28 protein-coding genes, 1 tRNA gene and 1 pseudogene are annotated in these 26205 nt (G+C 69.6%); 16 read left to right on the forward strand and 14 right to left on the reverse strand.

Features of this window, described 5'->3' with window-relative positions; genetic code table 11:
- Positions 1-360 precede the first annotated feature (360 nt).
- Positions 361-861, reverse strand: coding sequence for a 5-(carboxyamino)imidazole ribonucleotide mutase (gene purE, locus OHB21_RS02075; protein ID WP_267898926.1), 501 nt, complete (start codon positions 859-861; stop codon positions 361-363).
- Positions 862-902: 41 nt separating this feature from the next.
- Positions 903-2123 carry a 5-(carboxyamino)imidazole ribonucleotide synthase gene (locus tag OHB21_RS02080; protein WP_067510534.1) on the reverse strand — a complete coding sequence of 407 codons (1221 nt, stop codon included), beginning with the start codon at positions 2121-2123 and terminating at the stop codon, positions 903-905.
- A gap of 39 nt (positions 2124-2162) precedes the next feature.
- Between OHB21_RS02080 and OHB21_RS02085 the strand changes: the two genes are divergently transcribed.
- Positions 2163-2705, forward strand: a complete 543-nt coding sequence (locus OHB21_RS02085) for a GtrA family protein (protein WP_067510536.1) — start codon at positions 2163-2165, stop codon at positions 2703-2705.
- Here the strand turns inward: OHB21_RS02085 and OHB21_RS02090 are convergent.
- Genes OHB21_RS02090 through OHB21_RS02100 form a run of 3 tightly spaced genes read right to left on the reverse strand, consistent with a single transcriptional unit; the run spans position 2702 to position 5268 of the window.
- Positions 2702-4012, reverse strand: a complete 1311-nt coding sequence (locus OHB21_RS02090) for a sensor histidine kinase (RefSeq protein ID WP_067510538.1) — start codon at positions 4010-4012, stop codon at positions 2702-2704. The two genes, OHB21_RS02085 and OHB21_RS02090, sit on opposite strands and share 4 nt — an antisense overlap.
- Before the next feature lies 1 nt (position 4013).
- The gene (locus OHB21_RS02095; RefSeq protein WP_067510540.1) at positions 4014-4691 is read right to left on the reverse strand and encodes a response regulator transcription factor; all 678 of its coding nucleotides are present in this window, start codon (positions 4689-4691) and stop codon (positions 4014-4016) included.
- A gap of 43 nt (positions 4692-4734) precedes the next feature.
- Complete coding sequence (locus OHB21_RS02100) at positions 4735-5268, reverse strand: PH domain-containing protein (protein ID WP_067510542.1); 534 nt, start codon at positions 5266-5268, stop codon at positions 4735-4737.
- 201 nt (positions 5269-5469) lie between these two features.
- On the opposite strand from OHB21_RS02100, the gene OHB21_RS02105 reads away from it, so the two are divergent.
- Positions 5470-6423: an acyl-ACP desaturase gene (locus OHB21_RS02105; RefSeq protein WP_195125459.1), complete on the forward strand. Its 954-nt coding sequence runs from the start codon at positions 5470-5472 to the stop codon at positions 6421-6423.
- A 51-nt stretch (positions 6424-6474) separates the two neighbouring features.
- On the opposite strand, the gene OHB21_RS02110 is transcribed toward OHB21_RS02105, so the two are convergent.
- Positions 6475-7296: a biotin--[acetyl-CoA-carboxylase] ligase gene (locus OHB21_RS02110; RefSeq protein WP_195125460.1), complete on the reverse strand. Its 822-nt coding sequence runs from the start codon at positions 7294-7296 to the stop codon at positions 6475-6477.
- Positions 7297-7338: 42 nt separating this feature from the next.
- Complete coding sequence (locus tag OHB21_RS02115) at positions 7339-7572, reverse strand: hypothetical protein (protein WP_157115842.1); 234 nt, start codon at positions 7570-7572, stop codon at positions 7339-7341.
- 231 nt (positions 7573-7803) lie between these two features.
- Between OHB21_RS02115 and OHB21_RS02120 the strand changes: the two genes are divergently transcribed.
- From OHB21_RS02120 to OHB21_RS02130, 3 genes are all read left to right on the forward strand, one after another.
- Positions 7804-9444 carry an acyl-CoA carboxylase subunit beta gene (locus tag OHB21_RS02120; RefSeq protein WP_067510547.1) on the forward strand — a complete coding sequence of 547 codons (1641 nt, stop codon included), beginning with the start codon at positions 7804-7806 and terminating at the stop codon, positions 9442-9444.
- A 137-nt stretch (positions 9445-9581) separates the two neighbouring features.
- Complete coding sequence (locus tag OHB21_RS02125; RefSeq protein WP_067510549.1) at positions 9582-9914, forward strand: acyl-CoA carboxylase subunit epsilon; 333 nt, start codon at positions 9582-9584, stop codon at positions 9912-9914.
- Positions 9911-10549 (forward strand): Maf family protein, encoded by a 639-nt coding sequence (locus OHB21_RS02130; RefSeq protein ID WP_067510552.1) that lies wholly within the window; start codon positions 9911-9913, stop codon positions 10547-10549. Before OHB21_RS02125 ends, OHB21_RS02130 begins: the two co-directional genes overlap by 4 nt.
- Here the strand turns inward: OHB21_RS02130 and OHB21_RS02135 are convergent.
- Complete coding sequence (locus OHB21_RS02135) at positions 10475-11254, reverse strand: helix-turn-helix transcriptional regulator (RefSeq protein WP_067510554.1); 780 nt, start codon at positions 11252-11254, stop codon at positions 10475-10477. The two genes, OHB21_RS02130 and OHB21_RS02135, sit on opposite strands and share 75 nt — an antisense overlap.
- Before the next feature lie 167 nt (positions 11255-11421).
- Here OHB21_RS02135 and OHB21_RS02140 point away from each other — a divergent pair, with 167 nt between their 5' ends.
- The 3 genes from OHB21_RS02140 to OHB21_RS02150 all read left to right on the forward strand — a co-directional run bounded on the left by OHB21_RS02140 (position 11422) and on the right by OHB21_RS02150 (position 15677).
- Positions 11422-12336 carry a sulfurtransferase gene (locus OHB21_RS02140; protein WP_067510556.1) on the forward strand — a complete coding sequence of 305 codons (915 nt, stop codon included), beginning with the start codon at positions 11422-11424 and terminating at the stop codon, positions 12334-12336.
- 242 nt (positions 12337-12578) lie between these two features.
- Positions 12579-14381, forward strand: a complete 1803-nt coding sequence (locus OHB21_RS02145) for an acetyl/propionyl/methylcrotonyl-CoA carboxylase subunit alpha (protein ID WP_067510558.1) — start codon at positions 12579-12581, stop codon at positions 14379-14381.
- 357 nt (positions 14382-14738) lie between these two features.
- Positions 14739-15677: a patatin-like phospholipase family protein gene (locus OHB21_RS02150; protein ID WP_067510561.1), complete on the forward strand. Its 939-nt coding sequence runs from the start codon at positions 14739-14741 to the stop codon at positions 15675-15677.
- A 9-nt stretch (positions 15678-15686) separates the two neighbouring features.
- Here the strand turns inward: OHB21_RS02150 and OHB21_RS02155 are convergent, their stop codons facing one another.
- Complete coding sequence (locus tag OHB21_RS02155; protein WP_195125461.1) at positions 15687-16052, reverse strand: nuclear transport factor 2 family protein; 366 nt, start codon at positions 16050-16052, stop codon at positions 15687-15689.
- Between the two features lie 158 nt (positions 16053-16210).
- Positions 16211-18178, reverse strand: a complete 1968-nt coding sequence (locus OHB21_RS02160; protein ID WP_195125462.1) for a serine/threonine-protein kinase — start codon at positions 18176-18178, stop codon at positions 16211-16213.
- Between the two features lie 143 nt (positions 18179-18321).
- Between OHB21_RS02160 and OHB21_RS02165 the strand changes: the two genes are divergently transcribed.
- Together OHB21_RS02165 and OHB21_RS02170 are read left to right on the forward strand one after the other, a co-directional pair.
- On the forward strand, positions 18322-18690 hold the full coding sequence (locus OHB21_RS02165) for a DUF1707 SHOCT-like domain-containing protein (protein WP_067510567.1): 369 nt from the start codon (positions 18322-18324) through the stop codon (positions 18688-18690).
- Positions 18690-19034, forward strand: a complete 345-nt coding sequence (locus OHB21_RS02170) for a hypothetical protein (protein ID WP_067510569.1) — start codon at positions 18690-18692, stop codon at positions 19032-19034. Before OHB21_RS02165 ends, OHB21_RS02170 begins: the two co-directional genes overlap by 1 nt.
- A gap of 13 nt (positions 19035-19047) precedes the next feature.
- Here the strand turns inward: OHB21_RS02170 and lat are convergent, their stop codons facing one another.
- Positions 19048-20397, reverse strand: coding sequence for an L-lysine 6-transaminase (gene lat, locus OHB21_RS02175; protein ID WP_084537791.1), 1350 nt, complete (start codon positions 20395-20397; stop codon positions 19048-19050).
- Between the two features lie 64 nt (positions 20398-20461).
- Positions 20462-20914, reverse strand: a complete 453-nt coding sequence (locus OHB21_RS02180) for an Lrp/AsnC family transcriptional regulator (protein WP_067510571.1) — start codon at positions 20912-20914, stop codon at positions 20462-20464.
- Between the two features lie 109 nt (positions 20915-21023).
- On the opposite strand from OHB21_RS02180, the gene amaB reads away from it, so the two are divergent.
- Positions 21024-22553, forward strand: coding sequence for an L-piperidine-6-carboxylate dehydrogenase (gene amaB / locus OHB21_RS02185; RefSeq protein ID WP_195125463.1), 1530 nt, complete (start codon positions 21024-21026; stop codon positions 22551-22553).
- 63 nt (positions 22554-22616) lie between these two features.
- Positions 22617-22690 (forward strand) — tRNA-Met (locus OHB21_RS02190).
- Positions 22691-22979: 289 nt separating this feature from the next.
- Here the strand turns inward: OHB21_RS02190 and OHB21_RS02195 are convergent.
- Positions 22980-23588 carry a TetR/AcrR family transcriptional regulator gene (locus tag OHB21_RS02195; protein WP_067510573.1) on the reverse strand — a complete coding sequence of 203 codons (609 nt, stop codon included), beginning with the start codon at positions 23586-23588 and terminating at the stop codon, positions 22980-22982.
- Positions 23589-23685: 97 nt separating this feature from the next.
- On the opposite strand from OHB21_RS02195, the gene OHB21_RS02200 reads away from it, so the two are divergent.
- Positions 23686-24204, forward strand: coding sequence for a hypothetical protein (locus OHB21_RS02200; RefSeq protein WP_228790591.1), 519 nt, complete (start codon positions 23686-23688; stop codon positions 24202-24204).
- A gap of 218 nt (positions 24205-24422) precedes the next feature.
- Here the strand turns inward: OHB21_RS02200 and OHB21_RS02205 are convergent, their stop codons facing one another.
- Positions 24423-24818: a VOC family protein gene (locus OHB21_RS02205; protein ID WP_195125464.1), complete on the reverse strand. Its 396-nt coding sequence runs from the start codon at positions 24816-24818 to the stop codon at positions 24423-24425.
- A 166-nt stretch (positions 24819-24984) separates the two neighbouring features.
- Between OHB21_RS02205 and OHB21_RS02210 the strand changes: the two genes are divergently transcribed.
- The 3 genes and pseudogenes from OHB21_RS02210 to OHB21_RS02220 all read left to right on the forward strand — a co-directional run bounded on the left by OHB21_RS02210 (position 24985) and on the right by OHB21_RS02220 (position 26203).
- Positions 24985-25281, forward strand: a complete 297-nt coding sequence (locus OHB21_RS02210; protein ID WP_067510581.1) for a type II toxin-antitoxin system Phd/YefM family antitoxin — start codon at positions 24985-24987, stop codon at positions 25279-25281.
- Positions 25282-25509: 228 nt separating this feature from the next.
- The gene (locus OHB21_RS02215) at positions 25510-25659 is read left to right on the forward strand and encodes a hypothetical protein (protein ID WP_170160805.1); all 150 of its coding nucleotides are present in this window, start codon (positions 25510-25512) and stop codon (positions 25657-25659) included.
- Positions 25656-26203: pseudogene (locus OHB21_RS02220) on the forward strand (response regulator transcription factor). The gene OHB21_RS02215 and the pseudogene OHB21_RS02220 overlap by 4 nt, the downstream one beginning before the upstream one ends.
- Positions 26204-26205: the final 2 nt, after the last annotated feature.

The following is a 26205-nucleotide window of genomic DNA, read 5'->3' on the forward strand; positions in this document are numbered from 1 at the left end:
CGGTACCGGACTGCCTGGTCGAAGGATACGAGCCGCTGGTCGAGGGGCTGAAGCTGCCCGACCCGACGACAGGCACGTGCTTGCGGCGGCGATCAAGGCAGGCGCGCAGTTATCGTCACCTCGAACCTGCGCGACTTCCCCGCCGAATATCTGGCGGACTGCAACATCGAGGCCATAGAGCCCCGACGAGTTTCTTCTCGACCAGATCGCTCTCGATGACCGGGTCGTGTGGGCGTGCGTACAGCAGATCGCCGATTCGCGACGGAACGCGCCCGAGTGCGCCGAGGAAGTGCTCGGCGCACTCGAAACTGCCGGAGTCGTCGAAGCCGTAGCCGCGCTGCGGGGTGGCCGGGGCTGAACTCAGCCCAGGAGTTTGGCGCGCAGGGCGTCGTCCTTGTCGAGGACGAGTTGTTCGAGGTCGGCCTGGAACTTCTCCATGCGGGAGCGCAGGGCGGCGTCGGAGGCGGCGAGGATGCGGATGGCGAGCAGGCCGGCGTTGCGGGCGCCGCCGATGGAGACGGTGGCGACCGGGACGCCCGCGGGCATCTGCACGATGGAGAGCAGGGAGTCCATGCCGTCGAGGTACTTCAAGGGGACGGGGACGCCGATGACGGGCAGCGGGGTGGCGGAGGCGACCATGCCGGGCAGATGGGCCGCACCGCCCGCGCCCGCGATGATCACCCGCACACCGCGCTCGGCCGCCCCGCGCGCGTAGTCCAGCATGCGCTGGGGGGTGCGGTGCGCGGAGACCACGCCCACCTCGAACCGCACACCGAACTCCGATAGCGCCTCGGCGGCGGCCTCCATCGTCGGCCAATCCGAGTCACTGCCCATGATCAACCCGACCCGCGGTTCGCTCACGCCCGCACCTCGCTGCGCTCGGTCATGCCTCGACCACTCCCTCACTCATGCGGATCCCATCCGTCCGTCCACACCGCGTGCGACATCCAGTGCGCCGCGCGCTCGGCCTTCTCCCGCACCGCGGCGACGTCGTCACCGAGCACGTTGACGTGCCCGATCTTGCGGTCGGGCCGCTCCCCCTTGCCGTAGAGGTGCACCTTCGCCTCGGGCATCCTCGCGAACAAGTGGTGCAGGCGCTCGTCCATCGACATGGCCGGGGCCTGCGGAGCACCAAGGATATTGGCCATCACCGTCACCGGCGCGAGCGGGCTGGTGTCGCCCAGCGGATAGTCCAGCACCGCGCGCAGATGCTGTTCGAACTGGCCGGTGCGAGCGCCGTCCATCCCCCAGTGCCCGGAGTTGTGCGGGCGCATGGCCAGCTCGTTCACCAGCAGCTCACCGTCGTGGGTCTCGAACAGCTCCACGGCCATCGCCCCGACCACGCCGAGTTCGGCGGCCAGGTTCAGCGCGAGGGTCTCCGCGCTCGCCGCGAGATCGTCGGGCAGGTCGGGCGCGGGCGCGATCACCACGGCGCACTGCCCGTTGCGCTGCACGGTCTCGACCACCGGCCAGGTCGCGGCCTGTCCGAACGGCGAGCGCGCCACCATGGCCGAGAGCTCCCGCTTCAGATCCACCTTGGCCTCGGCCAGCAGCCCCACACCGTGCGCGAGCTGATCGGCGACGATCCGCTCGGCCTCGGCGGCGTCGGCGGGCATCCACACCCCGCGCCCGTCGTATCCGCCGCGCACCGCCTTCAGCACGAACGGCCAGCCGTGCTCGTCACCGAAGCGCACCGCGTCGGCGACCTCGGTCACGGGGGTGAAGGCGGGCACCGGCAGGCCCAGCTCGCTGAGCTTGGTGCGCATCGCCAGCTTGTCCTGGGCGTACACCAGCGCGCTCGGCGGCGGCAGCACGTTCACGCCCTCGGCGACCAGGACCTCGAGGTGCTCGGTGGGCACGTGCTCGTGGTCGAAGGTCAGCGCATGCGAGCCGACGGCGGCCTTGCGCAGGGCGGCCAGGTCGGTGTGACTGCCCAGCACCACCTCGGGGCTGACCTGGGCGGCCGGGTCCTCGGGACGCTCGGCGAGCACCCGCAGCCGCTGGCCGAGCGCGATCGCGGCCTGATGGGTCATCCGCGCCAACTGGCCGCCGCCGATCATGGTGACGGTGGGCAGGGCGGAACTGTCGAAAGAACGGGTGGTCACGTCTACCAATCTTGTCATGTCCGGCGGCAATCACCGCTACCGGTACACTCGGCTCTCGTGTCTTTCGTCGACGACGTGGTCAACGTCCTCCCAGCGCCCCTGCGGGAGATCGCGTACCGCCATCACGAGCTGATCAAGTTCGCCATCGTCGGCGCCACGACCTTCGTGATCGACAGCGGAATCTTCTACGCCCTGAAATGGACGGTGCTGACCGAAAAACCGGTCACCGCCAAGATCATCTCCGGTGTGATCGCGGTCATCGCGTCCTACATTCTCAACCGGGAATGGTCGTTCAAGAATCGGGGCGGACGGGAACGCCATCACGAGGCGTTGCTCTTCTTCGGAGTGAGCGGCGTCGGTGTGATGTTGAGCAATATTCCACTGTGGATCTCGAGCTACGTGTTCGATCTGCGCCAGCCCAACGTGAGCTTCACCGTCGAGAACCTCGCCGATTTCTTCAGCGCGTTCATCATCGGCAACCTGCTACAAATGGCGTTCCGCTTCTGGGCCATGCGCCGCTGGGTGTTCCCCGACGAAATGAGCGCACTCGACGCCGAACTCGAGGAACTCATCGAAGAAGAACAGCTCGGCCGTAGCTAGCGCGGTTCCGGGACGCCGGCGGCCACCGGGCGCCGGGGCGCGGAGTAGCCGAGGAAGACGGCGAACAGGGCGGGGCGGCGGCGTTGCAGTTCCAGGCGGCCGCCGTCGGCCTCGACCAGGGCTCGCGCGAGCGCCAGGCCCACGCCCGTGGAGCCGCCCGCGGAGAAGCCGCGGTCGAAGATGTGCGGGGCCAGTTCCTCGCGCACGCCCTCGCCCTCGTCGGCCACCTCCACGCACACCAGGGGTTCGCGGGCGTTGCCGGGGCGCACCGTGCGCACCGACACGGTGCAGGTGCCGCCGCCGTGCATGAGGGCGTTGTCGATCAGCACCGCGACCGCCTCGCGCAGCCGGGACGCGGTGATCGGGGCGCTCAGCGATTCGTCACCGGTGAGGACCAGCGTGCGGCCCGCCTCGTCGAACGGGTGCGTCCATTCGGCGACGATGCCGCGCAGTTCGTCCATCACCGGGATGGGGTCGCGGTCGGCGGCGTCCTCGTCGCGGGAGGCGCGCACCAGATCGTCGATGGCCTCGGTGAGCCGGTCGACCTGCGCCATCGCCTCCTCGGCCTCGTGCACCACCTCCGGGTCGGGGTGGGCGGAGAGCTCGTCCAGGCGCAACCGCACCGCCGTCAACCGGCTGCGCAGCTGGTGGGACACGTCGGCCACCAGCGCGTGCTCGCGTTGCAGGCGGCCCGCGATCTCGACGGTCGCCGAATCGAGCACATCGGAGACGCGATCCAGTTCGGCGATGCCGTGCCTGCGCGGATCAGGACGGAAATCACCCATCGCCAGCCGCGCCGCGCGCGCGGCCACATCGCGCAGCGGGTCGGCGACCCGACGCGCGGTGACCACCGCGACGGTCACCGCCGCACCCAGGGACGCCAGCACGGCCGCCGCCACCACCGCGACGGCCTGGCGCTGCCTGGCCTGCATCGGCGCGGCGGGCACCTCCAACCGCAGCGACCCGTCGGTGCCCATCGACAGCGACTCCACCAACGGGTCGGCCACCGTCTGCGCGCCCACGTCCATCCGGGCGGCGTTGTCGCCCGGCGTGGGGTAGACGATGGTGAGCCTGCCGTTCTCGGGCACCAGCGGGCGCACCGACCGCACGTCCAGCCCGCCGTGCACGAGGCCGTCGGCGCGCTCCTGGGCGATCACCTCGACGGCGATCCGATCGAGCCTGCTCTGCAAGTCGTTGCGGGTGATGTCCTCCACCCACAGCCACGCGGTGTAGGTGAGGGGGACGCCGAGCACGATGGTGGTGATGGTCAGCACGGTCAGGATCGACCGCAGGATCCGCCTGCGCACGTCAGTCGGTGTTCAGCCGGAAACCGACGCCGCGCACGGTGACGATGCGCCGCTCGGCCATCGGCCCCTCGTCGCCGATCTTGCGGCGCAACCACGACATGTGCATATCGAGCGTCTTGGAACCGCGCAGTTCGGCGTCGCCCCACACCTCGCGCAGGATGGTCTCGCGCGGCACCACCTGGCCCGCCCGGTCGATGAGGACCTTGAGCAGTTCGTACTCCTTGTTGGCCAGGCCCACCTCGACGCCGTTGACCAGCACCCGGCGCGCGGCGGGTTCCAGCCGGATGCCGCCCACCTCCACCGCCTCGTCGCCGATGCCGCTGCGCCGCAATAGGGCTCGCACGCGGGCCAGCAGTTCGGCCAGGCGGAACGGCTTGCCGACGTAGTCGTCGGCGCCCGCGTCCAGCCCGACGACGAAATCGACCTCGTCGGTGCGGGCGGTGAGCATGAGCACCGCCAGATCGGCGCCGCGCGCCCGCACCTGGCGGCACACCTCGAGCCCGTCCATCCCGGGCAGGCCCAGATCGAGGATCAGCAGGTCGTGATTGCCCTCCAGGGCGCGGCGCAGCACGGCGGGCCCGAAGCTCTCCACCGTGACCGAGTAACCCTCGCGCCCCAGCGCGCGCGACAGCGGCGCGGCGATGGCCTCGTCGTCTTCGGCCAGGAGTACGGCGGTCATGCCAACAGATTACGGACGGAGGCGCCGCGCGGGCGGCAACCCGTCAGTGGTCCGGTGCGCCGTAGGTGCGACGGCCCGCGTGGCGGTCGACCTCGAAGACCTGGTGGTAGAGCAGCGAGTGCACGGCCTGCACCCGGGGGATGTCGTCGAATTCGAGCGGCTCGTCCGAGGACGACGCGATGATCAGCGTGCCGGTGCCCAGCATCCGGTCGAACAGTCCGTGCCGGAACTGCACACTCGAGATGCGGCTCATCGGGATGTCGGTGCCGACGTGGGTGATGACGCCCTGGCGGATCAGCAACCGCCGGTCGGTGATGATGAAATGCGTTGACGCCCAACTGATCAGCGGCCCCAGGAAGCGCCACGCGACGATGCCGACCCAGGCGGCCAGAATCAGCGCGAGCACCACCGTCTGCCCCGTACCCTCGATATTGCGGTACGCCAGCCCCCCCGCGAACCCGGCCAGTGCCGTGGCGACGATCAGCGTCACGACGGGCCAGAACAGCATCTTCCAATGCGGATGGCGGTGGAGTATCAGCTGCTCGTCGGGCGCGAGCACGTCCTCCGGATAACCCATGCCCGAAACCCTACCCCGCCCGAGATGCCAGAATGGCTGACACCGCCGCGCCGTGTGCTGCACAATCTTCAGCCTGGCGGGGACGTTTCACCCCATTGCCTCGCATAGCGCAGGACCAAGTTCTCTTCTGCTCGACAAGCTCGATCCCGACTTCGGACGACAACCGCTCGGCTAGACGTGGAAACGACTGTGGAGGCGTGTGTGACCAAGGATCTGACCCAGCTGGAAATCCTGACCGAACTCGAACCGGTGGCCGAACAGAACCTGAACCGGCACCTGTCGATGGCCAAGGACTGGCACCCGCACGACTACGTGCCGTGGGACCAGGGCCGCAACTTCGCGGCCATGGGCGGCGTGGACTGGGACCCGGAACAGTCCACACTGAGCGAGGTGGCCAAGGCGGCCATGATCACCAACCTGCTCACCGAGGACAATCTGCCCTCCTACCACCGGGAGATCGCGCAGAACTTCTCCCTGGACGGCGCGTGGGGCACCTGGGTGGGCCGCTGGACGGCCGAGGAGAACCGACACGGCATCGTGATGCGCGACTACCTGGTGGTGACGCGGGGCGTGGACCCGGTCGCGCTGGAGCAGGCGCGGATGATCCACATGACCAACGGCGCGCACGCGCCGCAGGATTGGGGCGGGTTCCTGGTCAACGTCGCGTACGTGACGTTCCAGGAGCTGGCCACCCGGGTGAGCCACCGCAACACCGGCAAGGTGTGCCAGGACCCGATCGCCGACCGCATGCTCCAGCGCGTCGCGGCCGACGAGAACCTGCACATGATCTTCTACCGCAACCTGTGCGGCGCGGCGCTGGACCTGGTGCCCGACCAGGCGATGACGGCGCTGACCAGCGTGCTCACCAATTTCGTCATGCCCGGCCACGGGATGCCGAACTTCCGGCGCAACGGTGTGCTGATGGCCAAGCACGGCATCTACGACCTGCGCCAGCACCTGGAGGAAGTGGTCAACCCGGTGCTCAAGAAGTGGAACGTCTTCGACCGCAACGACTTCGGGCCGCGCGGGGAGAAGGCACGCGAGGAGCTCGCCGCGTTCGTCGAGAAGCTCGGCCAGGACGTGGTGAAGTTCGAGGAACAGCGCGACCGCATGTTCGCCAGGGAGGCGGCACGGGGCAAGCTCCAGCCGGTGTGAGCCGAATCCCGTTGGGGCGGTGGTGAATCGCGAGATTCACCACCGCGCCGCTCAGTACCCCGCGCGCAGGTGGGTGACGTCGCCCGCCGATACCGCTTCGCCGTCGATCAGCAGGCGGCCCGCGGCGTCCACATCCGCGGCGACGCCGGTGAGTTCGCGTCCGCCAGGCAGTTCCGCGCGGACCTCCTTGCCGAGGGTGGCGCAGCGGGCGCGGTAGGCGGCGGCGAGATCGGCGGTGTCCCAGGCGACCTCGCGCCAGACGGTGAAGCGGCGGGCGAATTCGGTGAGCAGGGCCAGGGCCAGGCGGGTGCGGTCGGTATCGGTCGCACCGGCCAGCGCGAGCGAAGTGGCGTGCGGGACAGGCAGTTCCGGCTCGGTGAGGCTCACGTTCACGCCGATGCCCGCCACCACGGCGGGCACCCCGTCGGCCGCGCCGACCTCGGCGAGAATGCCCGCCACCTTGCGATCGCCGATCAGCACGTCGTTCGGCCACTTCAGGGCGGCGTCCACGCCGGCGGCGGTGCGCAGCGCGTCGACGGCGGCGACGCCGGTGAGCAGCGGCAGCCAGCCCAGGGCCGCCGGGTCGATACCGGGCAGCCGCACCAGCACCGACAGCGCGATCTGCGCGCGCGGCGGGCTCACCCAGGTGCGCGCGTGCCGCCCGCGTCCGGCCTCCTGGGTCTCGGCGATCAGCGCCCGGTGGTCGGCGTCGGCGTCGCCGGCCAGCGCGAGCAGGTCGGCGTTGGTGGACCCGGTGGACTCCACCACGTCCACCCGCGAGAAGAACGCGAGTTCCGGCGACTCGCCCGGCGCGCGCCGCAGGCGATCGGCGTCCAGCGGCGACCGGTCGGGGGCATCAGTCGAAGGCGTCACAGTCGTGCACGCTACTCGCCCGCATCGCCCGCGCGGGGCAGGTCAGCCCGCCAGGTCGTAGGTGTCCGGCCGGTCGGGCGCCGCGACGACCACGGTCACCACCACTGCGTGCCCGGACGCGAACGGGGCCGCGCCGGACAGCGTCATGCTGCCCGGCGCGGCCCCCTCCGCCACACCGTCGCCCCGGTCCGCGTCGGTCTCGGGATCGAGGATGGTCGGTTCGGGATCGGTGATCCGCCACCGGGTCCACGAGGCCGCCGCGGCGTGCTCGTGCACCCGTCTGCTCCACTCCCACATCAGCCCAGCTCCCCCTGCCTTTCGAGCCGAAAAACGAACGCACTCAGGCTAAGTGAGCGGGGGGCTCCGGCGATACCGATTTTTCGCGCGCCGGCCCGGGTCACGGCTTGTGACAAAGCACCGAATCCGGTGGCCGACCTGGGCTTTTCTACTCATCGGTAGCCCGGGCGCGGTTCCGGAAGAGCACTGGTACTGGTTACACTCCGAGCCATGACGAGTGTCCAGCAGCAGTCCGCTTCCGGTTCGGCGGGCGAACCCGATATCCACACCACCGCCGGAAAGCTGGCTGATCTGCGGAATCGGCTGGAAGAGGCGACCCACCCGATGGGTGAGGCCGCGGTCGACAAGGTCCACGCCAAGGGCAAGATGACCGCGCGCGAGCGCATCCTCGCACTGCTGGACGAGGGCTCCTTCGTGGAACTGGACGCGCTGGCCCGCCACCGCAGCGTCAACTTCGGACTGGAGAACAACCGCCCGCTCGGCGACGGCGTGGTGACCGGCTACGGCACCATCGACGGCCGCGACGTCTGCATCTTCAGCCAGGACGTCACCGTCTTCGGCGGCAGCCTCGGCGAGGTGTACGGCGAGAAGATCGTCAAGGTCATGGATCTGGCGCTCAAGACCGGCCGCCCGCTCATCGGCATCAACGAGGGCGCGGGCGCGCGCATCCAGGAGGGCGTCGTCTCCCTCGGCCTCTACGGCGAGATCTTCCACCGCAATATCCAGGCTTCCGGCGTGATCCCGCAGATCTCGCTGATCATGGGCCCGGCCGCGGGCGGTCACGTGTACTCGCCCGCACTCACCGACTTCGTCGTGATGGTCGACCAGACCAGCCAGATGTTCGTCACCGGCCCCGATGTCATCAAGACGGTCACCGGTGAGGAAGTCACCATGGAGGAGCTGGGCGGCGCGCACACCCACATGACCAAGTCCGGTGTGGCGCACTACGTGGCCTCGGGCGAGCAGGACGCGCTGGACTACGTCAAGGATCTGCTGTCCTACCTGCCGAGCAACAACCGCGCCGAGGCCCCGCGCTTCCCGGCCACCGACCCCATCGAGGGCGCCATCGAGGACTCGCTCACCGAGGAGGACCTCGAGCTCGACTCGATCATCCCGGATTCGCCGAACCAGCCCTACGACATGCACGAGGTCATCCGCAGGCTGCTCGACGACGACGAGTTCCTCGAGGTGCAGGCCGAGCGCGCGATGAACATCATCGTCGGCTTCGGCCGGGTCGACGGCCGCAGCGTCGGCATCGTCGCCAACCAGCCCACCCAGTTCGCCGGCTGCCTGGACATCGACGCCTCGGAGAAGGCGGCGCGGTTCGTGCGCACCTGTGACGCGTTCAACATCCCGATCATCACGCTGGTCGATGTGCCCGGCTTCCTGCCCGGCACCGGCCAGGAGTACAACGGCATCATCCGGCGCGGCGCGAAGCTGCTCTACGCCTACGGCGAGGCCACTGTGGGCAAAATCACGATCATCACCCGCAAGGCCTACGGTGGCGCCTACGACGTGATGGGTTCCAAGCACATGGGCGCCGATGTGAACCTGGCCTGGCCCACCGCGCAGATCGCCGTCATGGGTGCCTCCGGCGCCGTCGGATTCGTCTACCGCAAGCAGTTGCAGCAGGCCGCGAAAGACGGCGCCGACGTCGATGCGCTGCGGCTCGAGCTCCAGAACGAGTACGAGGACACCCTCGTGAACCCGTACGTCGCCGCCGAGCGCGGTTACGTGGACGCGGTCATCCCGCCGTCGCACACGCGCGGCCAGATCGTGTCCGCGCTGCGACTGCTGGAACGCAAGATGGTGACCCTCCCGCCGAAAAAACACGGCAACATCCCGCTGTGAATCAGCGATACCCTCGGTAAGCCGCGCACACTGGTTGCTGAGAGGCAATGAGTGGATCCGAGGATGACCATCGCGTCATCCCACCCATCGGGTGAACACACAGCCGCCCGATCGAGCTAGAGGAAGGATCTGGCACTGTGACGACCGTGGCAGATGAAGACGTGTTGACCGCCGCCGAGTTGGATCTCACGGTCGAGGAGATCGCCGACGAGGTCGAGGTCGAGGCGCCGAACGCCGTGCAGGCCACCCCGGCCGCCGAGCCGGACGGACAGCCGTTCCTCCGCATCGAGAAGGGCGCGCCGAACGACCTCGAACTCGCTGCCCTGGTGTGCGTTTTCAGCGCGGCGGGCCAGGATGCGCCCCCCGCGCCCACCGGCCCCGCCGACGCGTGGGGCAGGCCCACCCTGATGCACCGCGGCAGCTCGCCGTTCTCGCCGTACGCCTTCCCGCAACTGTCGCACCTTCGGTGACGTCCACGCTGATCCTGGCGTCCGCGTCGCCCGCCCGCCGGGAGGTGCTCCGCTCGGCGGGCATCGACCCGGTGGTCCGGGTGTCGGACGTGGACGAGGACGCCGTGGCCGCCGCGCTGCCCGCGGACTCCGGCCCGCAGACCGTCGTGGTGGAGCTGGCCAAGGCCAAAGCCGCCGCGGTGGCGGCGGCCGTTCCCGACTACGACGCCGATTGCGTTGTGGTGGGATGCGATTCGATGCTGCTGGTGGACGGCGAACTCCAGGGCAAACCGCACACCGCCGAGGTGGCGCGCGCTCGCTGGACCGACATGGCCGGTCGCAGCGCCGATCTCATCACCGGTCACTGCGTGCTGCGGTTGCGCGACGGCGCGGTGGTCGCGCAGGCCGTCGATTGCAGTTCCACCACCGTGCATTTCGCCAAGCCCGCGGCCGACGAGCTGGACGCCTACATCGCCACCGGCGAGCCGTTGCAGGTGGCGGGCGCGTTCACCCTGGACGGGCTGGGCGGCTGGTTCGTCGACCGGATCGAGGGCGACCCGTCCAGCGTCATCGGAATCGGGCTACCACTGCTGCGCAGGCTGCTCGAAGACGTTGGGGTCGGTATTGCGCAGCTGTGGCGGCACACGGCCTCCTAGCGGCGGCGTGCGGGGCGGCTCGGCGGACGGGTCGGCGCCCACCGGCACCGCGGCGCGCTCGTCCTGATCGCCGCAGCCGGTCGATTCCAGCCGCGCCAGGCACAGTTCCGGCTCCACGAACGGCAGCAGCCGCACCGACACGCCCTGGGCGCCGCAGCGCTCCAGCGCTTCCCTCATGAGTCCCAGGTGCACCCCGCACACCACGTCGGAGTGCGTGCGGGCCAGCTCGCGCAGCGGACAGGCGGTCATCCGGATGAGCACACTGCGCTCGTCGTCGGCGGCCGGATCGCGTTCGGGCGCGAACCCGAGCTCCGAGAGCACCGTCACGGTGACGTCTTTCGCGTCCTCCAGCGTCTCGGCGGGGTGGTCACCCACATCGAGTTTGCCGCCCCACGCACGGCCCGCCGCGATGCCCGCCTCCTGGCGGTGGCGCGGGTCGGGGCCGAGCTGATCGGCGAGCACCTGCGCGAGTTCCTGGTAGCCGACCGATCGCTGCACCGCGCTGTAACCGATGCGCGGCCTGCCGCGCCCGCGGGGCGGCTGCTGGAATTGGCGGACCAGGGATTCTTTGGTGAGAACATCCAGGTGGAAACGGACCGTGGTGACGTGCTGTCCGGTGATCCTGGCCAGCTCCTGCGCGTCGAGAGGTTCGCTTGCGCCACGTAGGATCGCGAGCAGTCGCCGCCGCGGCCAAGAATCGGACATAGCTCACCCCTCCTCCCGGGAGACTTTATCGGATGAGGGTGCGATTTATTCGCCCATTCAGCCGATTCGTGATCTGACACCAGTTTCACAAACGCCCCACATTTACCATCTCCTGTGAGACCCGAACCGCCGTTACCACCGACCACCTCGTGTGAAGGACCCGAATCGTGCCCGTAGCCCCGGACTCTCATCCCTCCTTCGGTGCGTACGCGCATCCTCACCGACTGGTAACCACGGAGTGGCTGTCGGCAAACATCGGCGCGCCGGGACTGCGGATCGTCGAGGCCGACGAGGACAGCCAGTTATACGACATCGGACATGTGCCCGGCGCGGTCAAGATCGACTGGCGAGGTGATCTGAACGATCCGGTCACGCGTGACTATATCGACGGCGCGCGTTTCACCGAACTCATGCGCGCGAAAGGCATCTCCCGCGACGACACGGTGGTGATCTACGGCGATCGCGGCAACGCGCAAGCGGCGCACACGCTGTGGCTGTTCACCCTCTTCGGGCACGAGGACGTGCGGTTGCTCGACGGCGGCCGCGACGTGTGGATCTCCGAGGAGCGCGACACCGTCTTCGACACCCCCGACCTCCCGCTCAGCGACTACCCCACGGTGCGCCGCGACGACGAGATCGCCCGCGCGTTCCGCGACGACGTGCTGTCCCATCTCGGCAAGCCCCTGCTGGACGTGCGCTCCGCCGAGGAGTACTCCGGCGAGACCAGCCCGAAGCCGGACAACCCCGAGGACGCGGCCCTGCGCGGCGGCCACATCCCCACCGCGCTGAACATCCCCTGGGACCGAGCGTTGGCCTCCGACAAGCGTTTCCGCTCGCGCGCGGAACTGGACGAGCTCTACGGCGCGCTGAACGGCGCCGAGGATCTGGTGGTGTACAGCCGGGTCGGCGAGCGGTCCAGCCACACTTGGTTCGTGCTGACGTACCTGCTCGGCTACCCCTCGGTGCGCAATTACGACGGGTCGTGGACCGAATGGGGCAACTCGGTGCGTATGCCGATCGTCAGGGGGGATGAACCGGGTGAGGCGCCTTCCGGAGCGGGCCGCAAACAGCGCGCCAGGTAGCACGTTCGGCACCGGATGTGCGGGAGTGTGATCCACGACCTACTGTCGAGTAGGGCTATCCGAGTTCGGCGTCTGTTGGCAGACTGCCTACACTCGCCCGAGTCGCAGATTTGCGTCGTGGAGACGCGTCGTAGATTTGTGGAACGGGCGCGGAGCCTGTGCGGCGCGCCGCCCCTCACCGGGGACCGGGCCGTGCAGCCCCATCCCGCGAAGCGACCAGAAGATTGCAATCAGGAGGCTCAGTGCCCAGCCATGCCAGCGCGCGGATCACGAAGGTACTCGTAGCTAACCGAGGCGAGATCGCCGTGCGCGTGATCAGGGCGGCCAAGGACGCGGGGATCGCCAGTGTCGCGGTCTACGCCGAGCCCGACGCCGACGCCCCGTTCGTCAAGCTCGCCGACGAGGCGTTCGCCCTCGGTGGCCAGACCTCCGCCGAGTCCTACCTCGTGTTCGACAAGATCCTCGACGCCGCCGCCAAGTCGGGCGCCGACGCGATCCACCCCGGCTACGGCTTCCTGTCCGAGAACGCCGACTTCGCCCAGGCCGTCCTCGACGCCGGGCTGATCTGGATCGGCCCCTCGCCGCAGTCCATCCGCGACCTCGGCGACAAGGTCACCGCCCGCCACATCGCCGAGCGCGCGAACGCGCCGATGGCCGCGGGCACCAAGGACCCCGTGAAGAACGCCGACGAGGTCGTCGCGTTCGCCGAGCAGTACGGCGTGCCGGTGGCCATCAAGGCCGCGTTCGGCGGCGGTGGGCGCGGCATGAAGGTGGCCCACACCATCGAGGAGATCCCCGAACTGTTCGAGTCGGCCACCCGCGAGGCGGTCGCGGCGTTCGGGCGCGGCGAATGCTTCGTCGAGCAGTACCTGGACAAGGCCCGCCACGTCGAGGCCCAGGTCATCGCCGACAAGCACGGCAACGTCGTGGTCGCGGGCACCCGCGACTGCTCGCTGCAGCGCCGCTTCCAGAAGCTCGTCGAGGAGGCCCCGGCGCCGTTCCTGTCCGACGAGGTGCGCTCGAAGATCCACGAGTCGGCCAAGCGCATCTGCCGCGAGGCGGGCTACTACGGCGCGGGCACCGTCGAGTACCTGGTGCAGGGCGAGACCGTGTCGTTCCTCGAGGTGAACACCCGCCTGCAGGTGGAGCACCCCGTCACCGAGGAGACCGCGGGCATCGACCTGGTGCGCCAGCAGTTCCGCATCGCCGAGGGCCACGAGCTGTCCATCAAGGAGGACCCCACCCCGCGCGGTCACTCCTTCGAGTTCCGCATCAACGGCGAGGACGCCGGCCGCGGCTTCCTGCCCGCCCCCGGCCCGGTCACGGTGTACAAGGAGCCGACCGGCCCCGGCGTGCGCGTGGACTCCGGCGTGGTGCAGGGCAGCGTGATCGGCGGGCAGTTCGACTCCATGCTGGCCAAGCTGATCGTCACCGGCGAGAACCGCACCCAGGCGCTGGAGCGGGCGCGCCGCGCGCTGGCCGAGTACGAGGTCGACGGCCTGGCCACCGTCATCCCGTTCCACCGGGCGATCGTCGAGGACCCCGCCTTCATCGGCGACGGTGAGAAGTTCGACGTCTACACCAAGTGGATCGAGACCGAGTGGAAGAACACCGTCGAGCCGTACGCGGGCGCGGGCGCCCCGGCCGAGGACGACGAGGAGGATCTGCCCCGGCAGAAGGTCGTCGTCGAGGTCGGCGGCCGCCGCGTCGAGGTGTCGCTGCCCGGCAACTTCTCCGTCGGCTCCGGCGGTGGCGCCGCGGCGGGCGCGGGTGTGATCCGCAAGAAGCCCAAGCCGCGCAAGCGTGGCGGCGCGGGCGGCGGCGCGGCCTCCGGTGACGCCGTCACCGCGCCCATGCAGGGCACGGTCGTGAAGGTCGCCGTCGAGGAGGGTCAGTCCGTCGAGGCGGGCGACCTCATCGTGGTGCTCGAGGCCATGAAGATGGAGAACCCCGTCAACGCGCACAAGTCGGGCGTGGTGACCGGGCTCGCCGTGGAGGCGGGCGCCGCCATCACCCAGGGCACGGTGCTGGCCGAGATCAAGTAGATCGGCCGGCACCGACGAGGGCGGGCACGGACAACGAGGTCCGCGCCCGCTCCTATTTTTGTGGGGGCCGTGCCGACCGTCCGGTCCGAACGCACGGCAGGCGCGAACAAGCCGACTTCTCCGCTCGGTGTGACAGGCGTTCCGCCGACACCCGGGGCTGCCATAACACCGCCGATTCGGGCAACAAGCCCGCGCTCTAGGCGGCCATAGCGCGGATGCCCATAGCGGCGGCTCGCATGTATCCGAGTCGCCCAGTCCGCCCCGTCGAGGTGACCGCAGAGGCCGACGGTGGAGGGGCGACGCGGCGCCCACCGATCACGGCATGCCCCGGCTCCTCGGCCGACGTATCGTGGTCGGGTGACCAGTCCTACTGCCGCCGAGGTCATCCGCGCTCGCGCCGCGTCCGGGTCGCGCGACGACGGGCATCGGCTGATGCTCGTGATCGAAGGCGGCGGCAGTCGCGGGGTGTACTCCAGCGGGATGGTGCAGGGCCTCGAGGAGCTGGGGCTTTCCGGGGTGTTCGACGCCGTGTACGGCACGTCGGCGGGGGCGATCAACGGGGCGTGGCTGCTGTGCGGGCGCGCCGTGCCGGGCATGCGGTCCTGGTCGAATCCGGACATCATGCGGCGGGTGATCGATCCGGCGCGGCTGATGCGGGGCGGGGCCGCCTTCGACGTGCGCTATCTCGTGCACCGCGTCTACGACGGGCTCGAGCCGATGGACTTCCCCGCGATCCTGGACAACCCCACCACCCTGCACCCCATCGGCACCGACGTGCGCACCGGGAACGCCATCGACCTGCGCCCGCACATCTACGACAAGCGCAGCCTGATGCGCGCGCTGCGGGCCAGTGCCAACCTGCCGATCTTGGCGGGCGGGCCGATTGCCCTCGACGGCGTGCTCTACTTCGACGGCGGCATCGCCGAACCGATCCCCATCCACAGCGCCGTCCGCGCCGGCGCCACCCACTGCCTGGTGCTGCGCACCCGCCGCGCGGGCGAACCGCGCCCGCCCGCCTCCCGCCTGCACTCGGTGGTCGGCGGCAACTACCTGCGTCTGCGCGCCCCCGGCGCCTACCGCGCCTGGCTGCGCCGCCCCGAACAGGAAGCGGCCGAGGAGCGCCTGCTGGCCGACCTCGGCGACGCCGCCCTCCAGATCCACCCGCCCGCCGACTCCCCCACCGTCGACGGCACGGCCCGCGACACCGCCCTGCTCACCACGGCGCTCCACCACGGCCGCCGAGCCGTCCACGACGCGTTGGGCGCGCTGGTCGCGGGCGCCGACTCGTCGTCCTGATCGGCCGGTTCAGAACATCCCGTGGGGGAGGGAGGTCGCGTCGGGGACAGGTTGGACGACGTCCCAGTGCTCGACGATCAGACCGTCCGCCAGGCGCCAGATGTCGACGACGGTGACGTCGTGGTCCGCGCCGGGCGGGGTCATGCGGTAGTCCACGACCACGTGGTCGTCCTCGGCGATCACGCGCGCGAGTTCCAGGCGGGCGCCCGCGACGGGCGCGTGGGTGATGTAGTCGATGAAAGCGTCTCGCCCACTGGGGTTTCCGAGGCTGTGCTCGAGGACGTCCTCGTGCAGGAGTGTTCGTAGGACCTCCACGTTGCCCGAGGCGAATTCGCGGAAACCGTCGATGATCCGTTGTTTGTTGGTGCTCTCCATGAAGGAGACTGTCGCCGACGGGATTCCGAGTCGTCCATTACCCCGCAGGTAATGGCGGGGGGGCACGGCGCCGGCGCAGACTCGGGGTATGACGACCGGTGGGCCTGCGGGACCGACCATCCGACCGGGCACGGTGAGTGTCGCAGGCGATGCCGCGCTCATACCAAGGGGATCGTGACGCCGCCGGAGAAGACGAAGTCGTGGAGTTCGAGGTGGGTGGGGGTGGTGCCGGCGGGGACGTCGAAGACGAGCACGGCGTCCACGGTGTTGCCGGGGTCGACCTGGATCGGGTAGCCGAAGCCGCGTTGCACGGATTCCCAGGCGGTGGCGGTAGTGTCGTGCTCGAGGGCGGCGCCGGTGCTGTCGCGCAGCTTCTGGCCGAACGGCACGAACCAGCGGCCCTCGTCGGAGATGTTGCGCACGCTCAGCGTGACGACCAGGAAGGTGCCACGCGCCGTCTGCCATCCGACCCGCGACACGCCGGAATCCACACCGGTGACCGCGAATTCGAACTTGCCGTCGCGTGCCGGACCACCCGCCTGCGCCGGTGCGCCGGGCGGTGTGTCCTCGACAATCGCCGCGGGCGGCGCGGTACCCGGCTCGGACTCTCCGCTCCCCGCCGCGATCAGCGCCAGGCACCCGATCGCGAACACGAACGGCGCCAAGAAGATCACGAGCAACGCGGTGAGCGCCTTCTTCAACACTCCCCCACGCTTGCGGCGCGGCGGCGGCTGCGGTCTGCGGGGCACCAAGTACGCAGGGCCGCGCGACGGCCACCGCCCCGCCCGCGCCTTACGCCGCAGGTACCACCGCTTGCCCGCCGGGACCGGCGCAGGCCAACCGTATCCGGGCGCCGGGCGGTACGGTCGCGAATCCACCCATCCCACAGGCGGATTCCCGCGCGGGTCCACCGGGAGCACGCCGGTCCCGCGAGACACCGCCGGCGGAGCGGTGTACCTCGTCTCCACTCTCGTCGCCGGACGATCCGGCTGCGCAAGAACTTTCGTCCCCTGCGGACCGGCAGAGGCGACCGACGGCCGATTGTCCGAGCCGGGGGTGGGCGGACCCACCGCATCGGGCCCACCGACTCGCGTCAGCGGAAGTCTCGGCTGGGAATGAACCTTCGTACCTTGCGGGCCGAGGGCTCCTGAAGGGTTCGGCACCGCAAAGCCCGCCATCGCAGCACCGGATGCCGACTCGAAATGCGCAGCCGGAAGACCGCTCAGCGGAGCCGGATTCGCACCGCCCGGCTCGGCGGGGCGAGGTGTCCCCGAGCCCGCTCGCTCGGACGATCCTCCAGGCGAATCCGCCCGACCCCCGACCACCGCATACACTGCCGCCCGCACGAATTCCCCTGCGCGCGCGGGCCGTTCGGCAGGCTCTTTCGACATCCCCCGCGCGATGACGTCGTCCAGCGCGGCGGGCACGTCCGGGTTGTGCGCGGAGGCGCGGGGCGGCTCGGTCATCAGGTGCCCGTGCATCTGACGGGCGGGGTCGGTGTCGCCGTAAGGTCTTCTGCCGGTGAGACATTCGTAGAGCACGCAGGCCAGCGAATACACATCCGAGCGGGCGTCGGCGTCCCCGGAGAACCGTTCCGGCGCCATATATGCCCACGTGCCGATCGCCAGACCCGTGGTGGTCACGGAGGTTTGGCCGGTCACCCGGGCGATACCGAAATCGATGAGGTAGGTGAACCCGTCGGGGCGCACGAGGATGTTGGACGGTTTGACGTCGCGGTGCACGAGCCCGGCCCGATGCGCGGCATCCAGCGCTCCCGCCACCTGCCCGAGTATCGCGAGCGCGGCGCGCGGATCGAGGGTGCCGTGCGCGGCGAGCCGGGCCGCCAGATCGGTCCCCTCGATGTAGTCCATCTCGATGAACAGCCGTCCGTCGATCGCGCCGTGCCGGTGGATCGCGACGATGTGCGGATCGCGCAGCGCCGCCGCCACTTCGGCCTCGCGCGCGAAGCGCTTGCGGTAGTCCGCGTCGACGGCGAGTTCGGCGGGCAGCAGTTTCAGCGCGACCGCCCGCCCGGATTCGGTGTCGTGCGCCCGCCACACCTGGCCCATGCCGCCGCGACCGAGCAACCGTTCCAGCCGATAGCGACCGAATCGCGCCGCTTCCATCGCGCACCTCCCGGTCACCGTCGACGTACCGGACCCGCGGCCACCCGACCCGCGAGTCCTGCCTGGAGCGTACCCGCGCGCGGGCCCGCCGGGCTGTGAGCCGCCCGACTCCCGCGCCCTCGCCCGTCCACTAACCTGGGCGTATGGACCAGCCACCCGACATCCGGATCGGCACCGAGGAGCGGGAGCGGGCGATGCGGCGGCTCTCGGACAACTTCGCCGCCGGACGGTTGAGCGTCGCGGAGTTCGACGAGCGCAGTGCCGTCATCGCCAACGCGCGCACCCGCGGTGAGCTGGAACCGGTGTTCTCCGACCTCCCGCCGGAGCCGAGTCAGGACAAGGCCCCCGCTCGCCGCGATCCGGCGCTGCTGGGCGATTGGCCGGAGCGGGTGATGGCGGCGATCCCGATCGTCGCGGTCATACTGTTCTTCGTCACGGGCAGCTGGCTGTGGTTCCTGGCGATCCCGCTGGCCGGTGCCCTGCTGTTCGGCAAGCGACACGGAGGGCACTGATGGAACCCGTCGAGATCAACGCGGGCACCTGGTATTTGCGCGCGCTGCGCGCCGACGAGCGCATCGACGACCGCCCGGCCCTGGCCGACGGCGGCATCACCGACCCCGAGTACGTCGCGCGACGCACCGCGGGCTGGGACGCCGAAACCCACTATTCGTGGGCGGTCTGCGAACCCACCACGGCGGAGATGGTCGCCGAGATCGTCGTCACCCCGGCCGCCGACGGCACCGCCGACCTCACCGGGTGGTCGCGCTCCGGCTACGAACCCGCCCTCGAAGCGGGCAGCACCGCCGTGAGCCGCTTCGTCACCGGCGGACTGGGACTGCGACTCCCGCGGAACTGAGCCGCGCCCGCCCTCATTCCACCGAGCGCAGCACCCGATCCAGCGCGTCCACCGCCGCGTCCAGTTCCGCAGCACTCACGGTGAGCGGCGGGCGGAAACGGATCCCGCGCTCCCCGGTCCCGAGGATGAGCACGTGCTCGCGCTCGCGCAGCGCGGTCACCACCGCGTCCCGCAGTTCCGGCGTGGCCAGCGTGATCGCGCACATCAGCCCACGCCCGCGGGGTTCGGTGACGCGCGGATGGTCGGCGGCCAGCCCGGTCAGCCTGCGCAGCAGGTGTTCACCGAGCGGCCGGGAGCCCTCGATGAGGCGATCGCGCTCGATGACCTCGAGGATTCGCCGGGCGCGCACCATATCGGTGAGGTTGCCGCCCCAGGTGGAATTGAGCCGGGAACTCACGGCGAACACGTTGTCGGCGACCTCGTCGACGCGCCCGCCGGCCATGATCCCGCACACCTGGGTGCGCTTGCCGAACGCCACCACATCGGGTTCGAGGCCGAGTTGCCGGTAGGCCCAGGTGGTTCCGGTCATGCCGACGCCGGTCTGCACCTCGTCCAGCACGAACAGCGCGTCGTTCACGCGGCACAGTTCGGCCATCGCGCGCAGAAACTCCGGGCGCAGGTGCCGGTCGCCGCCCTCGCCTTGAATGGGTTCGGCGATGAAACAGGCGATATCGTGCGGATTCTCGGCGAACGCGCGCCGCGCCCGGTCCAGCGCGTGCGCCTCGGCGGCCTCGATGTCGCGACCGTCGGCCAGGTACGGGGCGTCGATGCGCGGCCAGTCGAACTTGGGGAACCTGGCCGTCTTCACCGGGTCGGTGTTGGTGAGCGACATGGTGTAGCCGGTGCGCCCGTGGAACGCGCCGGTGAGGTGCAGCACCCTGGTGCCGAGTTCGGCCGGGCGGCCGTGCGCCTCGTTGTGCCTGCTCTTCCAGTCGAACGCGACCTTGAGCGCGTTCTCCACGGCCAGCCCGCCGCCGTCGATGAAGAACAGGTGCGGCAGGCGCGGATCGCCCAGTACCCGCGCGAAGGTCTCGACGAAGCGCGCCATCTCGACGGTGTAGATGTCGGAGTTGGAGGGCTTGTTCACCGCCGCCGTGGCCAGTTCCGCGCGGAACGCGGCGTCGTCGGCCAGGGCGGGATGGTTCATGCCCAGCGCGTTCGAGGCGAAGAACCCGAACATGTCGAGGTAGGTGCTGCCGTCGCGTTCGTCGACGAGACGGCAGCCGCGGGAGTTCTCCAGATCCAGCACCAGATCGAACCCGTCGGCCAGGATGTGCGCCGACAGGATCTCGTGTACCCGGGTCGCGGGGGTGACCGGTGCCTTGTCACCACCCGATCGGGTGCGTTCCAGTTCTAAGGTCACACCCGTAGGGTACGGAAATTTTTACGAAATCTCCACGGATAACTGGAGGAAGTACGCTCAATCGCTATCTGTCATAGAATGTCTGCAGGATGATGGTGCTGCGCGTGCGGACGTTGGCGGTCGCCCGGATCTCCTGGAGCAGTTGTTCCAGGTGGCGCGGCGAGGCCACCCGGACCAGCAACACGTAGCTCTCGTCGCCCGCCACGGAGTGGCATGCCTCGATTCCCGGGATATGTTGCAGGACAGCGGGGGCATCATCCGGCTGCGACGGATCGAGAGGAGTGATCGCGACGAATGCCGACAGCAGTTGTCCGAGCGCCTCGGGATCCACGTTCGCCGTGTAGCCGCGGATCACACCGCGCGCCTCCAACCTGCGTACACGCGACTGAACCGCCGACACCGAGAGGCTCGCCTTCTCGGCCAGGTTCGATAAGGTGGCGCGACCATCGGCCATCAGTTCACGAATCAACAGGCGATCAATGTCGTCGAGTACGGGTTTTGCCGGTGTATCCGCCATCAGCGAAGGCTAACCCAGCAACAGCGACTCGTGGAGGAAACTTCGACTCGTTCACTTCCGGCAACCCGCTAGCACCGAGTGCCGACCCAAAGCCGATGTGGAGCAATCGATGACGAACACCCTGAACGACCGTCTGACCCGCGACCTGTCCGGACGCGCCACCAACATCCTGCGCGCGCTCGGTGCCGAACTGCCGCCACCCGGCGAACTCCCAGCTCGCACCCCGATCACCGGCGGCTTGCTCACCACCCTCCCCGCCACCACGCCCGCCGACGCGGACGCCGCGATCGGCCGCGCTGCCGAGGCGTTCCGTGGCTGGCGCACCGTGCCCGCGCCCGTGCGGGCCGCCGTGGTGCGCAGGCTCGCCGAACTGCTCACCGCGCACAAGACCGAACTGGGCGAGCTGGTCACGCTGGAGGCGGGCAAGATCGGGCCCGAGGCCGTCGGCGAGGTGCAGGAGATGATCGACGTCTGCGAGTTCGCCATCGGCCTCTCGCGGCAGTTGTACGGGCGCACGATGCCCTCCGAGCGGCCCGGTCACCGGCTCATGGAGACGTGGCATCCGCTCGGCGTAGTCGGCGTGATCTCCGCGTTCAACTTCCCCGTGGCCGTGTGGGCGTGGAACACCGCCATCGCGCTGGTGTGTGGCGACACGGTGGTGTGGAAGCCGTCGGAGACGACGCCGCTGACGGCGTTGGCGTGTCACTCCCTGCTGCGGCGGGCGGCCGTCGATGTGGGCGCGGATCCCGAAGTGCACCAACTGATTCAGGGCGGCGCCGAGGTGGGCGCCCGGCTCGTCGACGACGAACGCGTCGCGCTGCTCAGCGCCACCGGATCGGTGCGGATGGGCCGGACCGTCGCGCCGAAGGTGGCGGCGCGGTTCGGGCGATGTCTGCTCGAGCTCGGCGGGAACAACGGGGCCATCGTGACGCCCACCGCCGATCTGGAATTGGCCTCGCGCGCAATCGTGTTCGCGGCCGCCGGCACCGCCGGGCAGCGGTGCACCACGCTGCGCCGGTTGATCGCGCACGCCGACATCGTCGGCCCGCTGCTGCGCCAACTGGAGAACGCGTACGGCCAACTGCCCGTGGGCAATCCGCTGCACGAAGGCATGCTGGTGGGACCGCTGATCAACGAATCCGCCTACACCGCCATGCGTTCCGCGCTGGACCGTGCGCTCTCCGACGGTGGTGAACTCGTCTGCGGCGGCGAGCGCGTGGATGTCCACGGCGACAACGCTTTCTACGTGCGCCCGGCCATCGTGCGCATGCCCGCCCAGACCGGCGTCGTGCGCGACGAGACCTTCGCCCCCATCCTCTACGTGCTCACCTACCGCGATTTCGACCACGCCATCGCCCTGCACAACGGCGTCCCCCAGGGACTCTCGTCCGCGATCTTCACCGCCGACCAGCGCGAAGCCGAGCGCTTCCTCGCCGCCGACGGATCCGACTGCGGGATCGCCAACGTCAATATCGGCACCTCCGGCGCCGAGATCGGCGGCGCGTTCGGCGGCGAGAAGCACACCGGCGGCGGCCGCGAATCCGGCTCCGACTCCTGGAAGGCATACATGCGCCGCGCCACCAACACCGTCAACTACTCCCCCGACCTCCCCCTGGCCCAGGGCATCAAGTTCACCTGAAACCGCCCCTGACCAGGCGATTAGGAACTTCCTCCGCCCCCTGTGTAGGGTTGTACTTACCGACGCGGGGTGGAGCAGCTCGGTAGCTCGCTGGGCTCATAACCCAGAGGTCGCAGGTTCAAATCCTGTCCCCGCTACTAGGGAAAGCGGCCCGGAACACTTGTTCCGGGCCGTTTTTCGTATGCGTGGACCGCGTCACGCGCGGGGTAGTAGGGGCGGGCCGGCTCGTTGAGGGCGAGCACGTTGGTCGCGCCCGTGGTGGTCGCGGCGAACGCGACCTCGGTGTGGGTGGACAGCGCCTCGGTGACCCCGCAGCATCCGCATCACCGACCCGGACGGTGTCGTCCTCCAGATCCAGGAGATCGATCCGGAGACCGTCCGGCGGTCCCAGGAGTCGCTGTCGCCGTCATACGGCGGTGAACGCGCTCAGCCGCGCGCGGCGGCGCTGAAGGCCGGCAGGACCGTGGCGGTGATGTAGTGCGCGGCGTCGGCACTCGCGACGCGGCCGGCGTTGACTTCCTCGGCCGCGCCGTGCATGACGCTGTGCAGGGTGCCGACCAGCCAGGTGGCGGGGAGGTCGGTGCGGAACACGCCCTCGGCTTGGCCGCGGATGAGCAGGCCGAGGACGCGTTCGGCCGGTTTGGCGTGCAGGGCGCGAATTCGGCCGGGCGGCAACGTCTTCTGCGCGGCGACGAGCAGGGCGCGTGAGCGTTCGACGAGCTGCCAGCTCGACTCGATCAGCCGTTCCAGCGCCCGCTGCGGGTCACCGGACAGGTCCACGCCGGTGAGGGCGGCGTCGCCCTGTTCGAGGGCGGCGACCAGCGCGGCGTCCACCAGGTCGGCCCTGGTCGGGAAATGCCCGTACAGGGTGACCCGGCCGACCCGCGCCTCCCGGGCGATCGCCGCGACGCTGGTGTCCGGATCGCGGCCGAGGCAGGTGATGGCGGCGTCGAGGATCGCCTCGCGGTTGCGGCGCGCGTCGGCGCGCTGATTCGGCGCCTGCGGTCTGCTGATCTGACCCGCCCGTGCGGACATTCGCCCTCGCCTTCACTCTTGTCGAACACCGGTGTACGAGTTACCGTAGCATCATTGAACTCGAACACTGCTGTTCGACTTAAGTGGGAGGTGCGGTATGACCGAGCGGAGGGCACATGTGATGGTCGGCGACGAGACCGAACGGACGCCGGGCGGGACGATGGCTCACGCGAACCCCCGACGGCAACGCATGACCGGCCCGTTCGCACGGTTCGCGTGGCACTACCTGGAAATGGTGCTGGCCATGACGGTCGGGATGCTGCTCGTCCTACCGGCCCTCGAACTCGCGACCGGCGGCCTCCCGGACCGGCCGGAGATCGACAGCCTGCTGATGGCCGCCAGCATGTCGGTCACCATGGCGGCCTGGATGAGGTTCCGCGGGCACCGGGCCCGCCCGATCGTGGAGATGTGCCTGGCCATGTCCGCCGGCTTCATCGTCCTGTTCCCGCCCCTGTGGACCGGACACCTCGATGAGATGGGCCTGATGATGGGCGGCCACATCCTCATGCTCCTCTTCATGCTCGCCGCCATGCTCGCCCGCCGCGACGAGTACACGGTCTCGCACAAACACCATGCGGCACGGAAGTCGTTGCCCGAGAACGGCTCCCACGACTGACCCCGATACGACGGAAGCCACTTCTGATGTGGCGGGCTCGGAGAATGAAGGTCGACAGGCCCGGCGTCCGCCCGGAGATTCCCGAGCGATGACCTACCTCGCGCGATCGATGCGGTCGCCGATCGACAGCTCGCCAGTCATGCCCACACCTCCTGAATCAGAACATCGATACTGATTCAGTAGGTACCCGGACGAGCGTGAGCAACGATCGAACCGGGTCAGTCGGACTCCGCGGGAATCGCTGTGCCCACGATCCATTCGTGGCCGAAGGGGTCGCGGATGCGGCCTTGGCGGGCGCCGTAGGGCTGGTCGGCGACGGGGAAGACGGTGTTGCCACCGGCGGTGGTCATGCGGGCGGCGAGGGTATCGGGGGTGTCGGTGGTGAGGGTGAGGAGGAGGCCAGGGCTGCCGAGTTGGTGGGGGTCGCGGTCGTATTCGTCGGAGTCCTTGAGTTGGAACGTCGGGCCGTCGGGTAGGGCGAGTTCGGCGAAGACCACACGGCCGGAATCGTTGTGGCGTTCGAGGACGGTGGCGTCGAAGACGGTGGTGTAGTACTCGATCGCCGCGGCGGCGTCGCTGACGACCAGTTTCGGAGCGATCCTGTCGATAGCCATGGTCGTGAGTATTGCCGCGCGCGATGCGGGTCGGCTTGGAAAATTGGTACACGATCGGCGAGTGCTGGGCCCGAGCTCGAGCGGTCGGCGAAAGGGCGGGTGATCGACCGCGACGCCGTTCGATAATTGAGCCGGGATGGGCCGCACTGTATGACACGCTTGATCCATGACGGCCATTCCGATCGGGGAGCTCGCACACCACGCCGCGCGGGCGAAGGCGTTGGTCGAGTCCGGTGAGACTGTCGACATCATCGAGCGCGGCGAGGTCGTCGCACGGATCGTGCCGGTGGACCCGACGCACGACCGACGGGTCCGATCGGCCGCCGTAGGGCACCGGCGGCCGGCGTTCGGAGGTCGGCCGGACCTGCTCACGGAGGTTCGCCGCCGGATCGCCAACGAGCCGATCGACGCCGGCCGAGTGAACGCCGCGCTGCGGGAGCTACGGGACGGCGAGCGGTACTGAGGAGCCCCGGATCCTCGGCATGCCGGTGAGGCTCCAGTCGGTGAGCCCCCGCTGATTCGGGCGTTGCGGTGGCCGGAGGTTCGGTCACGGATGTGGACCACGGCGAAACGCCTCCGGCCCGCGACATGTGCCGCGAACCGGAGGCGCTCACCCGACCCCTACACCCGACTCACCCGGGTCCGTTCCCGGACGGGAGTTGCGGTCGAAGGGCGGACGCGGCCCCATGGTTTGGCCACCGACAACCAGACCGCCGCGATCAGCGCGATGGTGGAGACGATCGGCGGGTCACTGCGCGCCGGATTCCGCGCCGACCGACCCGGATTCGAGGTGGTCGCCGAGTGGGCGTACCCCCGCGACGCGCGAGGCGCGCGGTCGTGATCACCGTGCTCGTCGTGGACGACCAGCACCTCGTGCGGACCGGATTCCGCACGGTGCTCGATCTCGAGGATGGCATCACCGTCGTCGGGGAGGCCGACAACGGGCTCACCGCCGTGGAACGAACCCGTCTGCTCGACGAGTACGTGTACGAGGCGCTCAGCGCGGGCGCCAGCGGGTTCCTCGTCAAACATGCCTCGGCGGACGCGCTCGTGGACGCCATCCACACGGTGGCGCAGGGCGACGCCCTGCTCACACCGAAGTTGGTGCAGCGGCTGATCACGCGATTCGGCCCCGCCAACGGTCCGGCCTCGGCGAGCAGGCCCGCGACCCGATCGCTCACCGAACGCGAACGCGAAGCGGTCGCCCTTGTCGCGCAGGGCTTTCCAACGAGGACATCGCCCGCCGCTGGGTCGTGAGCAACGGCACCGTCCGCACCCACGTCAGCCGCGCGATGACCAAGCTGCACGCCCGCGACCGCGCCCAGCTCGTCGTGATCGCCTACCGCGCCGGACTGGCGAACCCGGACTTCCTCGGCGAAACCTGATC

This window comes from Nocardia puris (assembly GCF_036051655.1).
Classification (GTDB): domain Bacteria; phylum Actinomycetota; class Actinomycetes; order Mycobacteriales; family Mycobacteriaceae; genus Nocardia; species Nocardia puris.